At 52.1% G+C, this 14,764-nt stretch carries 13 protein-coding genes; 10 read left to right on the top strand and 3 right to left on the bottom strand.

The genetic code is table 11. From position 1 onward, the window contains the following. Positions 1-9: 9 nt before the first annotated feature. Positions 10-792 carry an EFR1 family ferrodoxin gene (locus FNY66_RS13770; protein ID WP_150311512.1) on the bottom strand — a complete coding sequence of 261 codons (783 nt, stop codon included), beginning with the start codon at positions 790-792 and terminating at the stop codon, positions 10-12. 178 nt (positions 793-970) lie between these two features. On the opposite strand from FNY66_RS13770, the gene FNY66_RS13765 reads away from it, so the two are divergent. From FNY66_RS13765 to trpA, 9 genes are all read left to right on the top strand, one after another. Continuing rightward, positions 971-1,366 carry a GntR family transcriptional regulator gene (locus FNY66_RS13765; RefSeq protein ID WP_087151778.1) on the top strand — a complete coding sequence of 132 codons (396 nt, stop codon included), beginning with the start codon at positions 971-973 and terminating at the stop codon, positions 1,364-1,366. A 3-nt stretch (positions 1,367-1,369) separates the two neighbouring features. Next, complete coding sequence (locus tag FNY66_RS13760) at positions 1,370-2,782, top strand: hypothetical protein (protein ID WP_087151777.1); 1,413 nt, start codon at positions 1,370-1,372, stop codon at positions 2,780-2,782. A 608-nt stretch (positions 2,783-3,390) separates the two neighbouring features. Beyond that, complete coding sequence (trpE, locus tag FNY66_RS13755; RefSeq protein WP_150311511.1) at positions 3,391-4,890, top strand: anthranilate synthase component I; 1,500 nt, start codon at positions 3,391-3,393, stop codon at positions 4,888-4,890. Beyond that, positions 4,887-5,498, top strand: a complete 612-nt coding sequence (locus FNY66_RS13750; RefSeq protein WP_150311510.1) for an anthranilate synthase component II — start codon at positions 4,887-4,889, stop codon at positions 5,496-5,498. The genes trpE and FNY66_RS13750 overlap by 4 nt, the downstream gene beginning before the upstream one ends. A 16-nt stretch (positions 5,499-5,514) precedes the next feature. Then, entirely contained in the window at positions 5,515-6,525 is a 1,011-nt protein-coding gene (gene trpD / locus FNY66_RS13745) for an anthranilate phosphoribosyltransferase (protein ID WP_150311509.1), read from the top strand. Further along, entirely contained in the window at positions 6,522-7,379 is an 858-nt protein-coding gene (trpC, locus tag FNY66_RS13740) for an indole-3-glycerol phosphate synthase TrpC (RefSeq protein ID WP_150311508.1), read from the top strand. Before trpD ends, trpC begins: the two co-directional genes overlap by 4 nt. After that, the gene (locus FNY66_RS13735) at positions 7,376-8,002 is read left to right on the top strand and encodes a phosphoribosylanthranilate isomerase (RefSeq protein WP_150311507.1); all 627 of its coding nucleotides are present in this window, start codon (positions 7,376-7,378) and stop codon (positions 8,000-8,002) included. The genes trpC and FNY66_RS13735 overlap by 4 nt, the downstream gene beginning before the upstream one ends. Next, a complete protein-coding gene (gene trpB / locus FNY66_RS13730) occupies positions 7,999-9,183 on the top strand; it encodes a tryptophan synthase subunit beta (protein ID WP_150311506.1) in 1,185 nt (394 codons plus the stop codon). Before FNY66_RS13735 ends, trpB begins: the two co-directional genes overlap by 4 nt. Further along, on the top strand, positions 9,176-9,952 hold the full coding sequence (gene trpA, locus FNY66_RS13725; protein ID WP_190324846.1) for a tryptophan synthase subunit alpha: 777 nt from the start codon (positions 9,176-9,178) through the stop codon (positions 9,950-9,952). The genes trpB and trpA overlap by 8 nt, the downstream gene beginning before the upstream one ends. Before the next feature lie 40 nt (positions 9,953-9,992). Here the strand turns inward: trpA and FNY66_RS13720 are convergent, their stop codons facing one another. Continuing rightward, positions 9,993-13,043, bottom strand: coding sequence for a YhgE/Pip domain-containing protein (locus FNY66_RS13720; protein WP_150311505.1), 3,051 nt, complete (start codon positions 13,041-13,043; stop codon positions 9,993-9,995). Between the two features lie 148 nt (positions 13,044-13,191). After that, the gene (locus FNY66_RS13715) at positions 13,192-13,749 is read right to left on the bottom strand and encodes a TetR/AcrR family transcriptional regulator (protein ID WP_087151770.1); all 558 of its coding nucleotides are present in this window, start codon (positions 13,747-13,749) and stop codon (positions 13,192-13,194) included. Between the two features lie 180 nt (positions 13,750-13,929). Here FNY66_RS13715 and FNY66_RS13710 point away from each other — a divergent pair, with 180 nt between their 5' ends. After that, positions 13,930-14,748: an AraC family transcriptional regulator gene (locus FNY66_RS13710; protein WP_150311504.1), complete on the top strand. Its 819-nt coding sequence runs from the start codon at positions 13,930-13,932 to the stop codon at positions 14,746-14,748. The last annotated feature ends 16 nt before the right edge of the window (positions 14,749-14,764 follow it).

The following is a 14,764-nucleotide window of genomic DNA, read 5'->3' as shown; positions in this document are numbered from 1 at the left end:
GAATTTGATTTACAGAAAGATCTCCGCTTTTTTATCGCTCTGACATGCTTTTTTCAGCTTACCTTCGAGCATTTTCATTTTCAGGGAATTGACGCTTCGTGCGTTCTGCTTACAGACGCGGACGCATTTCATGCAGCCGATACATTTCTTTGTATCTGTCTTTTTTGGCTCTTTAAGCGGGATTGCCCCGGTCGGACAGACTTTGGCGCAGGCGCCGCAGAGAGTGCACATGCTTGACTCGGCCTTGGGGAACAGAGAATTTTTCCCGTACTTTTTGTAAGGCGTGTTGCCCGGCACCTTGATGTCGATATGGTCAAAAGACTCTTCCTTTCTGATCCGGCGGTTTAACTCCACTCCGAATTCGGCAATTGCCTTCAAATCTGTTTTGTTCGGCCTTCTTGAGCCGATGGACGGTACGATGGAGTGCTCTGCGGGAAATGCAGCGGCTCCTATTACTTTGAACCCGCGGCTTTCCACCTCGGTCTTGAGTTCGAGGAGGGCGTCTTCATATTCGCGGCACCCGTATGTGGCGACCAGGGCGGCGGGGGTGTTGTCACCCGAGATATTCTGAAGGTATTCCATAAAAAGGGCGGGTACCCTTCCGTAATATACCGGAATTCCGAAGATGGCGAGATCATTGCGGGTAAATTTCAGCGTCGGTTTTTTCTCCTTATATACGGAAAAGTCAAAAGATACCGACTTAAGATCAATGCTGCGGGCAGTCTCCATGACTGCCTTTCTTGTTGCGCCTGTCGGACTGAAATAGACAAGCTTTAATTCATTCATTTTCATAAAATAAAACTCCTTTGTATGTATTTGATCTTCCGGCAGCGGGATAGACAGCCGATGGCGGAAGTCATGATCCAGTAACAACTATGATAGCATACAATGTGAAAAAATGCACGGTATTCACAAAAAGGATATTGTATCATTTGTATCATGTGATATAATACAAAAAGAGGTGATATGCATGATACTTAAGATTGATATGGCGGGAAGTATTCCCATTTACGTCCAGCTCAGGAATGAGATTGTCAAGGGGATCGGAAGAGGAGAACTGGCGGCGGGTGAAAATCTGCCTACAGTGCGGCAGCTTGCTTCAGAACTTGGGGTTAATACGATGACGGTGAGTAAAGCGTATCAGCTCCTGAAAACGGAGGGATTTATTGAAACAGACCGGAGAAAAGGCGCTGTTGTGAGCAGTATACCGGATAGGGGGACCGCGGGAGACGCCGCGGCGGAGAGGTATATGGACAGGTTGGGAGACGAGCTTGAGTTATTGAGCGCCGAGGCGAAACTGCGGGGACTGAAACGGGAAGATTTCCTGAAGCTGTGCGAGGATGCATTTGCGGAGATGGGGGTGTAAGCGATGTTCATGTTTTGCGTATTTGCAGTGACCGATCTGGTGATCATAGGTATTTTTTATGCGGTCTACGGAACGAGACGGAAGTATTCCGAGGGGACGCTTCTGGGCGTGCATCTGCCGCAGAGCGCGGCGGAGAGTGAGGAAGTCACGGCCTTTATGGCACGGTATTGCAGAAATACGAAGATATTCTACTCAGTAAATGTGGTAATCAGCACTGCCATCTGTGGATTCTGTTTCTGGTACTTTTCTGTTTTTATGATCGTATGGTCCGTGTGGCTGCTGGAATTCTGTATCGGAGCAATGGTGCTTTTGTATGGTACCCATCGGAAGCTGTACGATATGAAAGTAGAGAAAGGGTGGATCGGAAGCAGCGGCAGCCGGATCATGGCAGTGGATACGAAAGCGGCGGTGCAGTCTGGCCGAATGGGCTTGTCTGCCCTCTGGCACCTGCTTTTCTGCGCGTTGATCCTGATGCCGTGCATCGATGCGGATATCAGGCATTATCTGGTGATGTCCGATGACGGATGGATCTTTCCGGTTACGGGGATTCTTGTCAGTTTTACATTTGGAATCCTGCATACTGTGATATTAAGGATGCGCAATAAGGTGTACAGCGAGGATTCGGACCTGAATGTGGAGATTAACCGGATGCAGAAAAATGTATGGTCCTGGGCATTAGTCGGAAGCAGCCTGTTTAATGCAGCGGCGTATCTTGTTGTCGTGTCCGGTCTTGATGCGGACGGGGAAATCGGTGCGGGGATGCTTGGGGTCTACTGCATTATGGAAACCATACCGGGATTCTTTATGATCGGCGGGTTCTTCTATATGCGCAGCAGGAAAGAAAAACTGCTCCGGAAAAATGACCGGCCGTTGTATATTGACGATGACGTGTACTGGAAGAACGGCTGGTACAGCAATCCTAATGACCGGCGTCTGATGGTCCAGGACTGGGCGTGCTCATGGAATTACACGACAAATATGGCAAGACCTGCGGGAAAGATCTTTATGTTCCTGGCTCTTCTGTTTGTTGCGGCATGTCTGGTATGGGGATGCGTCCAGATATGGAAGATTGACTTTGTTCCGATCGAACTAAATATATCCGGGAAGCAGGTAGTGATCACATCAGGATATTCGGATTACGGCATAGCCTGTGATGACATCACGGGCGTGGAACTGCTGGACAGTCTTCCGGATGATGATTACCGGAAGATCAACGGCGGGGAAGACCAGCACAAAATGCTGGGCAGGTTCAAAGGCGAAAATACGGGGAAATGCAGGATGTATCTTTATACCGGATATACGCCGGTCCTGGAGATTATGACCGGAGACGGACCGGTGTATGTGAACAGCAAAGATCCGCAGGAGACAGAGGAATGGATGCGTGAAATATCTGTGAACATCGCGGAAAGTTCTTGACAATTCTATGATACCGGTGATAATATGCACAAAACAAATATTTTAAACCGATGATGCGGAGATCAAAGTATTCATGCGCGCACAGAGAGTCCGGGTGGGTGAGAGCCGGGCCGAGATGCAGTTTACCAAATGGACCGCGGAGGGCGCAGTCAAAGGGAGATGATCCTGAGTATTCTGCGACGTGTGGGCATACGTCAGTTGCCGGGGATATGCTGGTATCTCGCAGAGCACACGGGGAAACCGTGAATCAAGGTGGCACCGCGGAAATTATATTTGATGAATTTACCGTCCTTGACAGAATAATTATATTCTGTCAGGGACTTTTTTTGTATTGTAGTTCAGCCATCTGATGACGGGAGACGGATTTATGCTTGCATAAGAATCCGGCGACTGTCAGTCAGATGAGCAGAGCGCCTGTCAATGAGCAAAACAGCGGCGCAGCCGCAGTAAGCACGTCAGTGCGGTTTCGCGAATGGCGCGTGCTGAACGGACATTTGCCGGGCAACGGACAGCGAACGGCGCGGGCTGAACGGGTATTCTTTCCCCGGCAGAATAAACGGCAGCAGTCCGGTAACTAATAACAGTACAGACGAAGAGGAGGAACCGAGATGGAAAACATACTTGAAACATTACAATCCTATGCACAGACAGGGGAGTATAAGAGAGTCCCCGTAAGCAGAGAACTGTATGCGGATGCATTTACCCCGGTGGAAGTAATGCGGACTTTGCGGGCGGCGAGCAGGCATTGCTACCTGCTGGAGAGTGCGGAGGATAAACAGCGATGGGGAAGATATTCATTTCTCGGTTATTCACCTACCATGGAGATTACTTGTACTGACGGTCATGTGGTCATTACTGAGGGAGGAGAGGAAGAGGAGAAGAGCCGGCGGGAATTCGATACGGCGCACCCTGGAGAAATACTCAGAGACATACTGAAAGAACATAGAAGTCCTGTGATAGAAGGAATGCCGCCTTTTACGGGAGGTCTGGTAGGTTATTTTTCCTACGACTATATGAAATATGCAGAGCCGTCGCTCAAAAAAGTGCTTGAGTGCGGGAAAAAGGGTGAGCGGGGATTCCGGGATATGGACCTGATGCTGTTTGATAAGGTGATTGCCTTTGATAACTACAGGCAGAAGCTGATCCTCATATCAGGAGTCCGTACGGAGGGAAATATGGAAGAAAATTACAGGAGGGCACAGAGAGAACTGGATGATATAGAACACCTCCTGAAGAGCGGGGCGAAGGCGGTCTTCCTCCCTCTTGAGGCTGGGGAACTGAAGCCGGAAGCGGACCGGGAAGAATACTGCAGGAGAGTGGAAAAGGCAAAAGAATATATCCGGGAGGGCGATATTTTTCAGGTGGTGCTCTCCAATCCGATGGCGGCAGAGGCGAAAGGCAGTCTGTTTGATACATACAGAGTTCTGAGGACGACAAATCCGTCGCCTTATATGTTCTACTTCTCCAGTGATGATATCGAGGTGGCAGGCGCTTCGCCTGAGACACTGGCAAAGCTGGAGAACGGACGGCTTTATACATTTCCTCTTGCGGGTACAAGACCGAGAGGCGCTGATGAAGAGGAAGACCGGAGTCTGGAAAGAGAACTCTTAAGTGATGAAAAAGAACTTGCCGAGCATAATATGCTGGTGGACCTGGGGAGAAACGATATCGGAAAGATCAGCAAACCGGGAACAGTACGCGTAGAAAAATACATGGAGATCCAGAGATTTTCATATGTGATGCATATAGGTTCTACTGTATCAGGGGAACTGAGCCCGGACAAAGACGGCGTGGACGTCATTGACGCGATCCTCCCGGCGGGAACACTTTCCGGGGCGCCGAAGATCCGGGCATGTGAAATCATCGCGGAGCTGGAACGCAGTAAAAGAGGAATTTACGGCGGAGCAGTCGGCTATCTTGATTTTACAGGAAATATCGATACCTGCATCTCTATCAGGCTCGCCTGTAAAAAAGACGGACGCGTCTGTGTACAGTCAGGAGCCGGAATCGTGGCGGACAGTGTGCCGGAGAATGAATTTGCAGAGTGCATGAATAAGGCGGGAGCGGTGATTAAAGCACTGGATATGGCGAAAGGAGATCTGACATGATACTTTTGATCGATAATTATGACAGTTTTGTGTATAACCTGTATCAGTTTATCTCGGTGGAAGATCTGGATGTAAGGCTTGTGAGAAACGACAGGATTACACCGGAGGAGGTGCTGGATATGAAGCCGGATGCCATCGTCATCTCGCCCGGGCCGGGAAAGCCTTCAGATGCAGGCGTTTGTATTGAACTGATCCGGCAGCTGAAGGGCAGGATACCGATCTTGGGCGTGTGTCTCGGACATCAGGCAATCGGGGAGGCGTTCGGAGCAACGGTCACTCATGCATCACGTCTGATGCACGGCAAGACTTCCCTGCTGACAGACGTGGCGGATGACATTATATTCAAAGGGATAAAGAAGCCGGTACAGGTGGCCAGATATCATTCTCTCTCAGTGCAGGAGAGTACACTTCCGGAAGAACTGGAAGTGACGGCGCGCAGCGACGACGGGGAGCTCATGGCCATGCGGCACAGGGAATATCCCATATACGGCCTGCAGTTTCATCCCGAGTCAGTGATGACGCCGGACGGATCTGCGATGATACGGAATTTTCTGGAGGCGGCCGGAACTGCTGTAAACGGAAGCATAGATCAGAAATCAGACAAATAAAAGGAGGACTATAGAAATGATCAAAGAAGCAATCATCAAACTTTCACAGAAACAGGATCTGACATACGAAGAGGCAGAACAGGTCATGAATGAGATCATGGAGGGAAAGGCAACGGATGTGCAGAAATCGGCTTATCTTACCGTGCTGTCGCTGAAAGGGGAGACGATCGATGAGATCACGGCATCCGCGGCGGGGATGCGGTCACACTGTATCAAGCTTCTTCACAATATGGATGTGCTGGAGATTGTCGGAACAGGCGGGGACGGGGCAAATTCTTTTAACATTTCCACCACTGCATCCATGGTCATCGCGGCGGCCGGCGTCCCGGTGGCAAAGCACGGAAACCGGGCAGCGTCCTCTAAGTCGGGAGCGGCGGATGTACTGGAGGCGCTGGGTGTGAAGATTGATCTTCCTCCGGAGAAGAGCGCCGGACTTCTGAAGAAGATCAACATCTGTTTTCTGTTTGCGCAGAACTATCACATCGCCATGAAATATGTGGCTCCGATCCGGAAAGAGCTGGGGATCCGCACGGTATTTAATATCTTAGGACCGCTGTCCAACCCGGCGGGAGCCAACATGGAGCTGATGGGAGTCTACGAGCAGGAACTGGTGGAGCCGCTTGCGCAGGTCATGGCGAAACTCGGGGTTGTCAGAGGCATGGTCGTATACGGTCAGGATAAGCTGGATGAGATCTCCATGAGCGCGCCGACCTCTGTCTGCGAGATCAGGGACGGATGGTTCCAGTCCTATGAGATTACGCCGGAGCAGTTCGGATATACACGGTGCGAGAAGTCAGAGCTCACGGGAGGCACACCGGAGGAAAACGCGCAGATCAAGAAAGATATCCTTTCGGGAAAAGAGCGCGGGGCAAAGAGATGTGCCGTGTGCCTGAATGCGGGAGCTGCGATCTACATTGCAGGCAAAGCCGCGTCAATTGAAGAGGGAGTGAGAAAGGCAGAGCAGATCATCGATGACGGACTTGCATTGAAGAAGCTGGATACGTTTATTGAGGAGAGCGGAAAATGAATATATTAAAGACGATAACAGAGAGGACGAGGGAGCGGATCCGGGAGCAGGAAAAACTGATCCCGCCGGCTGCGATGAGACGGATGGCGGAGGCTGTGCTCAGGGAAGAACGGGCAGGCGCAGCGGCAAACAGCAGCGGAGACAGAAACGGCGCCAGACTTGAAAAGAATTATATGCCGGCTTTTGAGCGGGCGCTCCGCCAGCCGGGGATGTCCTTCATATGCGAAGTAAAAAAGGCATCCCCGTCCAAGGGGATCATTGCAGAGGATTTCCCTTATGTGGATATCGCAAAGGATTATGAGGCAGCGGGCGCTTCGGCGATCTCCTGTCTGACAGAGCCGTACTGGTTTCTGGGGAGTGACGTGTATCTTGAGGAAATCGCAGAGACAGTATCTGTTCCCGTGCTCCGGAAGGATTTTACCTGCAGTGAATATATGATCTGGCAGGCAAAGGCGCTGGGGGCATCCGCGGTGCTGCTGATCTGTTCAGTGCTGGATGATGTTGAACTGAGGGAGTATCACCGGCTGACGGAGGAACTTCATATGTCGGCTCTCGTGGAAGCACATGATGCCGGTGAAATCGAACAGGCAAAACAGGCGGGCGCCCGGATCATCGGAGTTAATAACAGGAATTTGAAAGACTTCTCTGTAGACATCGGCCACAGCGCCCGGCTGAGACAGCTGGCGGGAGAGGGTACGGTGTTTGTTTCTGAGAGCGGCATCCGCGGTCCGGAAGATATGAAAGCACTCTGTGAAAACGGAACGGACGCGGTGCTGATCGGAGAGATGCTCATGCGTTCGCCCGACCGGCAGGCAGCGCTGAAAACACTTATGCAGGAGGTCCAGGGAAGATGACAGCAGGAAGGACCAGGATCAAGATCTGTGGATTAAGCCGCATGGAAGATATCGGCTATGCCAACGAAGCGCTGCCTGATTACTGCGGATTTGTCATCGGTGTGCCGTCGAGCAGGAGGAATGTTACTGTTGAACAGCTTATCAGCCTTAAGGAACGGTTGTCAGACCGGATCTGTCCGGTGGGCGTCTTTGTAAACGCAGAGCAGGAGCTTGTGGCGGAACTGCTGAATGGCGGTGTCATTGATATAGCGCAGCTCCACGGACGCGAGGATGAAATCTATATCAGGCGGCTGAGGGATCTTACGGACAAACCGCTGATCAAGGCATTTTCGATACAAAATCTTTCTGACCTTGAGACGGCGGAAAAGAGCAGTGCGGATCTGGTGCTCCTGGATCACGGGAAAGGCGGCACCGGGGCATCTTTTGAATGGGAACTTCTCAGGCATTGGAAAAAAAGACCGTACATTCTGGCAGGCGGGCTGGATGCCGGGAATATCCCTGAAGCGGTAAGCGAGTACCATCCTTATGCTGTGGATCTCAGCAGTTCAGTGGAAACAGGCGGAAAGAAAGACAGAGAAAAGATATTGGCAGCAGTGGCTGCGGTAAGGAGTATTACGATATGAAGAAAGGAAGATACGGCATTCATGGCGGACAGTATATACCGGAGACGCTGATGAATGCAGTGAATGAATTAGAGGAAGCATATAACTATTATAAAAATGATGAGCAGTTCAACGAAGAACTGACACGGCTTCTCAATGAATATGCAGGCAGACCGTCACGGTTATACTATGCAGAACGGATGAGTGAAGATCTGGGCGGAGCTAAAATCTATCTGAAGCGTGAAGACCTGAACCACACGGGTGCACATAAGATCAATAATGTGCTGGGGCAGGTGCTCCTCGCAAAGAAGATGGGAAAGGCGAGAGTAATTGCGGAGACAGGAGCGGGGCAGCACGGCGTCGCCACTGCCACGGCAGCGGCTCTTATGGGTATGGAGTGTGAAGTGTTCATGGGGGAGGAAGATACGAAAAGGCAGGCACTTAATGTCTACCGGATGCGTCTTCTCGGAGCACAGGTACATGCGGTCACTACAGGGACTGCCACATTGAAAGACGCTGTGTCCGAGACAATGAGAGAGTGGACTAGGCGAATCGAGGATACCCACTATGTGCTGGGCTCCTGTATGGGCCCTCATCCGTTCCCGGAGATCGTAAGAGACTTTCAGGCGGTTATCTCAAAAGAAATCAAAGAGCAGCTGATGGAGAAAGAAGGAAAACTTCCGGATGCGGTTCTCGCCTGCGTGGGCGGCGGCTCCAATGCCATCGGTGCGTTCTATCATTTTATTGAAGACGAGAGTGTGCGGCTGATCGGCTGTGAGGCGGCAGGAAGAGGCGTCAACACGGCGGAGACGGCTGCCACCATTGCCACCGGAAAGCTGGGGATCTTTCACGGCATGAAGTCCTATTTCTGTCAGGATGAGTTCGGACAGATCGCACCGGTCTACTCGATTTCCGCAGGGCTGGACTATCCGGGAATCGGACCGGAGCACGCTGCTCTGTATGACAGAGGGAGAGCAGAATATGTAGCTGTGACGGATGACGAGGCAGTGGATGCATTTGAATATCTGGCGAGGACAGAAGGCATCATCCCGGCCATTGAGAGCGCCCATGCGGTGGCTTATGCGAGAAAACTGGCGCCGCAGATGGCGAAAGATCAGATCGTGGTGATCAACATTTCAGGAAGAGGCGACAAAGACTGTGCCGCCATCGCAAGATACAGAGGGGAGGATATCTATGAGTAGGATACAGGAAGCATTTCAGGGAAAGAAAGCGTTTATCCCGTTTATCACATGCGGGGATCCGGATCTTGAGACAACGGAGCAGCTTGTCTATGCGATGGAGAAAGAAGGGGCAGCCGTTATAGAGCTGGGGATCCCGTTCTCGGATCCCACGGCAGAAGGGCCGGTCATACAGGCGGCAAACCTGCGGGCGCTTGGAGGCGGTGTGACCACGGATAAAGTATTTGAGACAGTGGAAAAGATCCGGAAGAATTCCCGGATCCCCCTCGTGTTTATGACGTATGCCAATGTAGTATTTTCCTACGGGACCGAGCGCTTTGTAAAGAGAATGAAAGAGACGGGGATGGACGGACTGATCCTGCCGGATGTGCCTTTTGAAGAAAAAGAAGAGTTCGACTCGGTATGCAGAGAGTACGGCATCGAGCTGATCTCCCTCATTGCGCCCACTTCCCATGAGCGTATCCGCATGATCGCCGAGAAAGCGTCCGGATTCGTGTACTGCGTCTCCTCGCTGGGAGTTACGGGAACAAGAAGTGAGATCACCACGGATATCGGCGAGATGGTGCGGCTTGTAAAAGAGGCGAAAGACATTCCGTGCGCGGTGGGCTTCGGGATATCGACGCCGGAGCAGGCGGCGGAAATGTGCCGGCAGGCTGACGGCGTCATCGTAGGGAGCGCGATCGTGAAGCTGTGCGGCGCCCACGGAAGAGACTGCGTGCCTTACGTGGCGGAGTATGTAAGATCCATGGCAGAGGCAGCGCAGTCAGTATAAATACAAAGTGTGGCTTCCGCGCGCAGCCCTTCTACAGCCTTTATGCGAGTCCTTTTTCCCCCAGCCAGTCGATGAGAAGCGGCTGGCTGTTCCTGCGCCGCCGCGCCATGCGGTGGAACTGCAGGATCGTAAGCCCGGTAAATACAACGGTGAGCAGGATGAGCAGGATCACGGAATCGCGGATGCTCCCGCCGCCGCTGATCGTGCTGCGGAATGCGTCCACAGTATAAGTAAACGGCAGATAAGCATGGATATCTGCGACAAACGCCGGCGAGATCTCAACCGGATAAGTGCCGGCGGAGCCGGAGAGCTGCACGACCATAAAGATCAGCATGAGAAAACTTCCCACTTTTCCGAGCGTAAGATTGAAAAAGTACATAACAGAGGTAAATGCCGCTGCGGTAAGGCAGGCAAACAGTATGGTCTCAGTCATTTTCGCCGGGGTGAACCCGTCGATCACATGAAGCAGCCAGATCAGCATAAGCCCCTGCAGGACTGCCACCGGATAGAGGACGGACGCTTTGGACGCCCACCATGCAAGCCCGGATCTGAGTTTCCCGTTATATTTTGTCAGCGGGTACATAAGGCAGAAGGCAAGGCATCCCACCCACAGTCCTACAGACATCATGTACGGCGCCATGGCATGTCCGTTATTTTCTACTGTGGTGACCTGTGTCTCGTCTGTATTCACCGGGGAAGCGAACATATGGATCGTTTCTTCGCCTGCGGTCATGCCGGCGGCTTTGTCCGCTCCTTCGGACAGGCTGTCTGCAAGGACATGAGCGCCGTTCTGAAGCTGCGCCATCCCTTCATCTAACTGAAGAGAGCCGTCATAAAGCCGGGACGCGCCGTCACAGAGCTGTCCGGCGCCGTCTGCGAGAAGCGCAGCGCCGTTATTCAGGCTGTCATTGGTTTTGACCAGCGAGGAAGTCCCTTCCGCCAGTGCGGCGGTTCCATCGGAGAGCTGACCGGCTCCCGAAGAGAGCGCGTCGGCTCCGTCAGCCAGTTTGGCAGCGCCGTCTGTCAGGGCAGCGCTGTTATCTGCAAGTGAGGATATGCCGCCGGTATACGCGCGGATACCGCTTCCGAGCATCTGGACGCCATCGGAGACGGCAAGCCCTCCAGAGCGGACGCCGCTGATCCCGCCGGTTACCTCGGCTCCGGCTGCGCGGAGGCTGTCCGCCCCGCCCAGAAGCGCGTCATTGTTGGAAAGGAGCGTATCGAACCCTGCATTCAGCGCTTTGATCCCTTCGGCTGCCGCAGGAAATTGTTCTGTCTGCGTCTCAAGTCCGGTCAATGTGTCTGAGACCGCCGCTGTGTCGGCAGACAGCTGGCGGGCATCATCACACAATACACCGGCGCTTTCGGTCAGATCCTGAAAGGCGTCGGCAGAGATGTCCGGGATGGAGCCAGCGTTTTCTTCTACTATGGCAGCGGTATCGTTGAGCTGTCCGGCAGCAGTACCAAGCGCTTCGTCCAGAGAGCTGAGTCCGTCAGCGGCGGTATCGGCGATCTGCTGCGCCCCGGCAGTATAGTCATCTGTCTCAACACCGGAGATTTCCTGGATACTTCCGGCGGAAGAGCCAAGAGAATCGATGATCTGCCGCAGGGAAGCGAGGGCGTCCGGCGAAACGGAATCATTTGCAGCCAGTTCCCCATAGACTGCTTCCAGAGAAGCGGCGGACGACGTCATAGTATCCTCTGCGCCCTGAAGCTGTCCGTTGGCAGTATTGATCCTGTCATTTGCGTCAGCCGCGCAGGATGTCACAAGAGAAATGCTGCTGTCTGAAGCGGCTGAGACAGAGTCCTTTGCAGCACTGATCTGCGAAGCCGTATCCGAGAGAGTGCCGGATGCAGAGCGCAGGGCGCCGGCGGACTCTTCCAGCATCGGGGAAGCGCTGCTGATGACGGATGCATCTTCCGAAAGCTGCTGCATCCTGCCATACAGGCTGTCAAGCCCGTCACTTAAGCCTTCGGCGCTGCTTTTGAGAGAGGAATCCCCATCAGAGACAGATGCGTTAAGACGGGAGACCGCGGAAGCTGCCTGATCCAGATTTTCCAGAGGTTCCAGCTGCCCTGCGCCCTGTGCGAGCTGTTCTGCTCCCTGCGCATAGGCAGCTGCGCTTTGGGTAAATGTATTGACTGCGCTGACGTACCGGTCTGCGCCGGCCTGCAGGGTATCCAGTCCATGGGCGAGGCTCTGGGCTCCTGTTTCAAGATCCTGCGCCCCGGCTGATAGCTGCGGGGAATTCGCATCCAACGCATCTACTCCGCCGGTATAGGTCTTTACACCGTTATTTAACGCATCGACACCGCCGGTGAGCCCGGGCAGAGCGTCCGTAAGAGAATCGGTTCCTCTTTGTAATTGTGATGCGCCGGCATTGATCCGGGCGGCGGCGTCCGTATATTCCTTCAGCCCTTTCGTCAGTGTGTCGGCTCCATCGGAAAACACCAGCGTGCTGTCTGCAAGTTTTTTCAGATTATCCGTAATTGCCACACTGCCGCCGGATGCGTCGCTGATCCCGTCTGATAATCGCAGCGAGCCGTCCGCGGCTTCTGAAAGTCCGCTCCCGGCCTGTGCGATCCGGTCAAAGACGATTGAGACGTAAGTCTCAGTTACCTGGGAAGCGACCTTATCGCGGATCCGCAGCAGCGCAGTCTCGCTCATCTTGGAGGCGATGTAATTGGTGCCCGGATTCGTTGCGTATTTCAATTCCATTTTCTGCGGCTCATCGTCCAGAAGAGTCGCTGCGCTGCGGGAGAAATCTTCCGGGATCGTGATCACCATATACCATGTTCCGTTTTCCAGACCTTCCTGTGCCCTGGCGCTGTCCATAAAATGAAAGTCGAGAGAGTCGTTATCCTTCAGCGCTTCTGTCAGGTCATCCCCTATGCACAGAGTACTGCCTTCGTATTCCACCGGCCGGTCTTCATTTACAACCGCAACCGGGAGCTTGTCGAGATTTCCGTACGGATCCCACATAGATTTCAGAAACAGACCTGCATAAATAAAAGGGATCGCAATAATTGCGATCAGGACAATAAGGAGGATTTTATTTTTCAGCAGGCTTTTCCACTCGTTCTTGATCATATAATTCCTTCTTTCTGGTTATTTTACTTACAGAAAGATAGCATGACGGGAAGAAGTTTCATACAGACATTTGAGGCCCCGTGCCTGAAAATCAGACACAGAGCCTCAAATGTCTAGAAACAGCGGGCGGATTTCGTGCGCTGGAAAACTATCTTGTCTCGAATCTGCGGATCATTTCTTCCACAGTCCCTTTTTTCAGCTGATAGATACGGTCAAATGTGGAGCGGATCTCTTCTGTAAGGCCGGACTGGAGCCACGCGGATGCGACTCCGAAGCTTACGGCTTTGAGGTACTGGACGATGATGCGCCTGTCTTCCGGGCGGATCCGGCGCCCGTCCAGTACGGAGTCCACGTAGAGGATCACGACCCGCTCGCATACCTGCCACAGATACTGCTCAAACAGCTCCCTGTTCACAGAGTTATAGATGTGGAGAAACATGGTCTTCTTTTCCAGTACATAGTCGATGACAGTCTCAAAAAAGGCCTCGATCGTATCTGCGGACGGATATTTCTGTATAATGTATTCCGCTTCCTCCGTCACCATATCTTCGATCAGAGAAGGAATATCATGGAAATAATAGTAGAACGTATTGCGGTTGACCCCGCAGTCTGCTACAATGTCCTTTACTTTGATCTGAGACAGGGGACGCTCGTTTAAAAGCTTTATAAAAGATGCTTTGATCGCATTGTATGTAAAATTCGGCATGGATCTCTCCCTCCTTCAGGCGGATTGGATTGTTACATCTTCCTTTACTATACCATAACAGTTCGGCACACGCTATTCGTAAATGAGTTGGCTGGACTATAGTAATTTTTTTCTGGTATGCCCGGAAAGATTGTGCTATTATAAGTTCAGATTCCGACATATCAGAAAAGAGGCAGACCTATGAGTTACAAAAATGAATGGTTTTTATTGGAAGCTGATGATAATATTGACGAGATAGAACACCGCGAGCCTACGGAAGAGTTTCTGTTCTACAGGGCGGTAGCGACCGGAGATATCGAGACAGTCAGAAAGAACTGCGAGGCAGGGCGTTTTGTGGAGGGAGAAGGAGTCGGAGTCCTTTCAAGAGATCCTGTGGTCAATCTGAAATATCACTTTGTGATCACGACCGCGATGATCACACGCCTGTGCAGGCAGAACGGTATGGAACTGGAACAGGCGTTCCGGATGAGCGACTTTTATATCCGAAAACTGGATGACATTCACACTGAGGCGGAAGTCCACAGCCTTCACGATGAGATGGTTATGGATTTTACGGAAAAGATGCGCAAATATGCCCGCAACGATACAAATTCAAAGCATATCAACGCGTGCAAGGAATACATATATTCACACATCAAAGAAAGGATTACGATAGAAGATCTGGCGGACGAGCTCGGTGTATCGTCCGGTTACCTGTCCCGTCTGTTTAAGAAAGAGACCGGCATATCGGTGAGCGCATATATACGAAGCCAGAAGATCGATATGGCTAAGAACCTTCTCAGGTTCAGCGATTATTCCATGATTGATATCGCGAACCGGCTTTCGTTTTCTTCCCAGAGCCATTTTATCCAGCAGTTCAGGGAAGTGGTCGGGATGACTCCGAAGAAGTACCGCGATGAGTACTATATGGTTCAGTGGGACATTGAATCCGGCACTCCGCGTACGGAAGGAGATACCGCCGGAATGCCAATGCCGGATGAAATGTCTGATAAAAAATAATTTTGAACAAGAACGA

This window comes from Mediterraneibacter catenae (assembly GCF_008691045.1).
GTDB classification, from domain to species: domain Bacteria; phylum Bacillota; class Clostridia; order Lachnospirales; family Lachnospiraceae; genus Mediterraneibacter; species Mediterraneibacter ornithocaccae.
This window is presented reverse-complemented; position numbering and strand designations above follow the sequence as displayed.

Bases quoted from the DNA above. Each gene is read 5' to 3' on its own strand.
- FNY66_RS13750 (WP_150311510.1), top strand. From the start codon at position 4,887: ATGATACTTTTGATCGATAATTATGACAGTTTTGTGTATAACCTGTAT.
- FNY66_RS13715 (WP_087151770.1), bottom strand. From the start codon at position 13,749: ATGCCGAATTTTACATACAATGCGATCAAAGCATCTTTTATAAAGCTT.
- trpA (WP_190324846.1), top strand. From the start codon at position 9,176: ATGAGTAGGATACAGGAAGCATTTCAGGGAAAGAAAGCGTTTATCCCG.
- FNY66_RS13720 (WP_150311505.1), bottom strand. From the start codon at position 13,043: ATGATCAAGAACGAGTGGAAAAGCCTGCTGAAAAATAAAATCCTCCTT.
- FNY66_RS13735 (WP_150311507.1), top strand. From the start codon at position 7,376: ATGACAGCAGGAAGGACCAGGATCAAGATCTGTGGATTAAGCCGCATG.
- FNY66_RS13760 (WP_087151777.1), top strand. From the start codon at position 1,370: ATGTTCATGTTTTGCGTATTTGCAGTGACCGATCTGGTGATCATAGGT.
- trpD (WP_150311509.1), top strand. From the start codon at position 5,515: ATGATCAAAGAAGCAATCATCAAACTTTCACAGAAACAGGATCTGACA.
- trpE (WP_150311511.1), top strand. From the start codon at position 3,391: ATGGAAAACATACTTGAAACATTACAATCCTATGCACAGACAGGGGAG.
- FNY66_RS13770 (WP_150311512.1), bottom strand. From the start codon at position 792: ATGAAAATGAATGAATTAAAGCTTGTCTATTTCAGTCCGACAGGCGCA.
- FNY66_RS13765 (WP_087151778.1), top strand. From the start codon at position 971: ATGATACTTAAGATTGATATGGCGGGAAGTATTCCCATTTACGTCCAG.
- trpC (WP_150311508.1), top strand. From the start codon at position 6,522: ATGAATATATTAAAGACGATAACAGAGAGGACGAGGGAGCGGATCCGG.
- trpB (WP_150311506.1), top strand. From the start codon at position 7,999: ATGAAGAAAGGAAGATACGGCATTCATGGCGGACAGTATATACCGGAG.
- FNY66_RS13710 (WP_150311504.1), top strand. From the start codon at position 13,930: ATGAGTTACAAAAATGAATGGTTTTTATTGGAAGCTGATGATAATATT.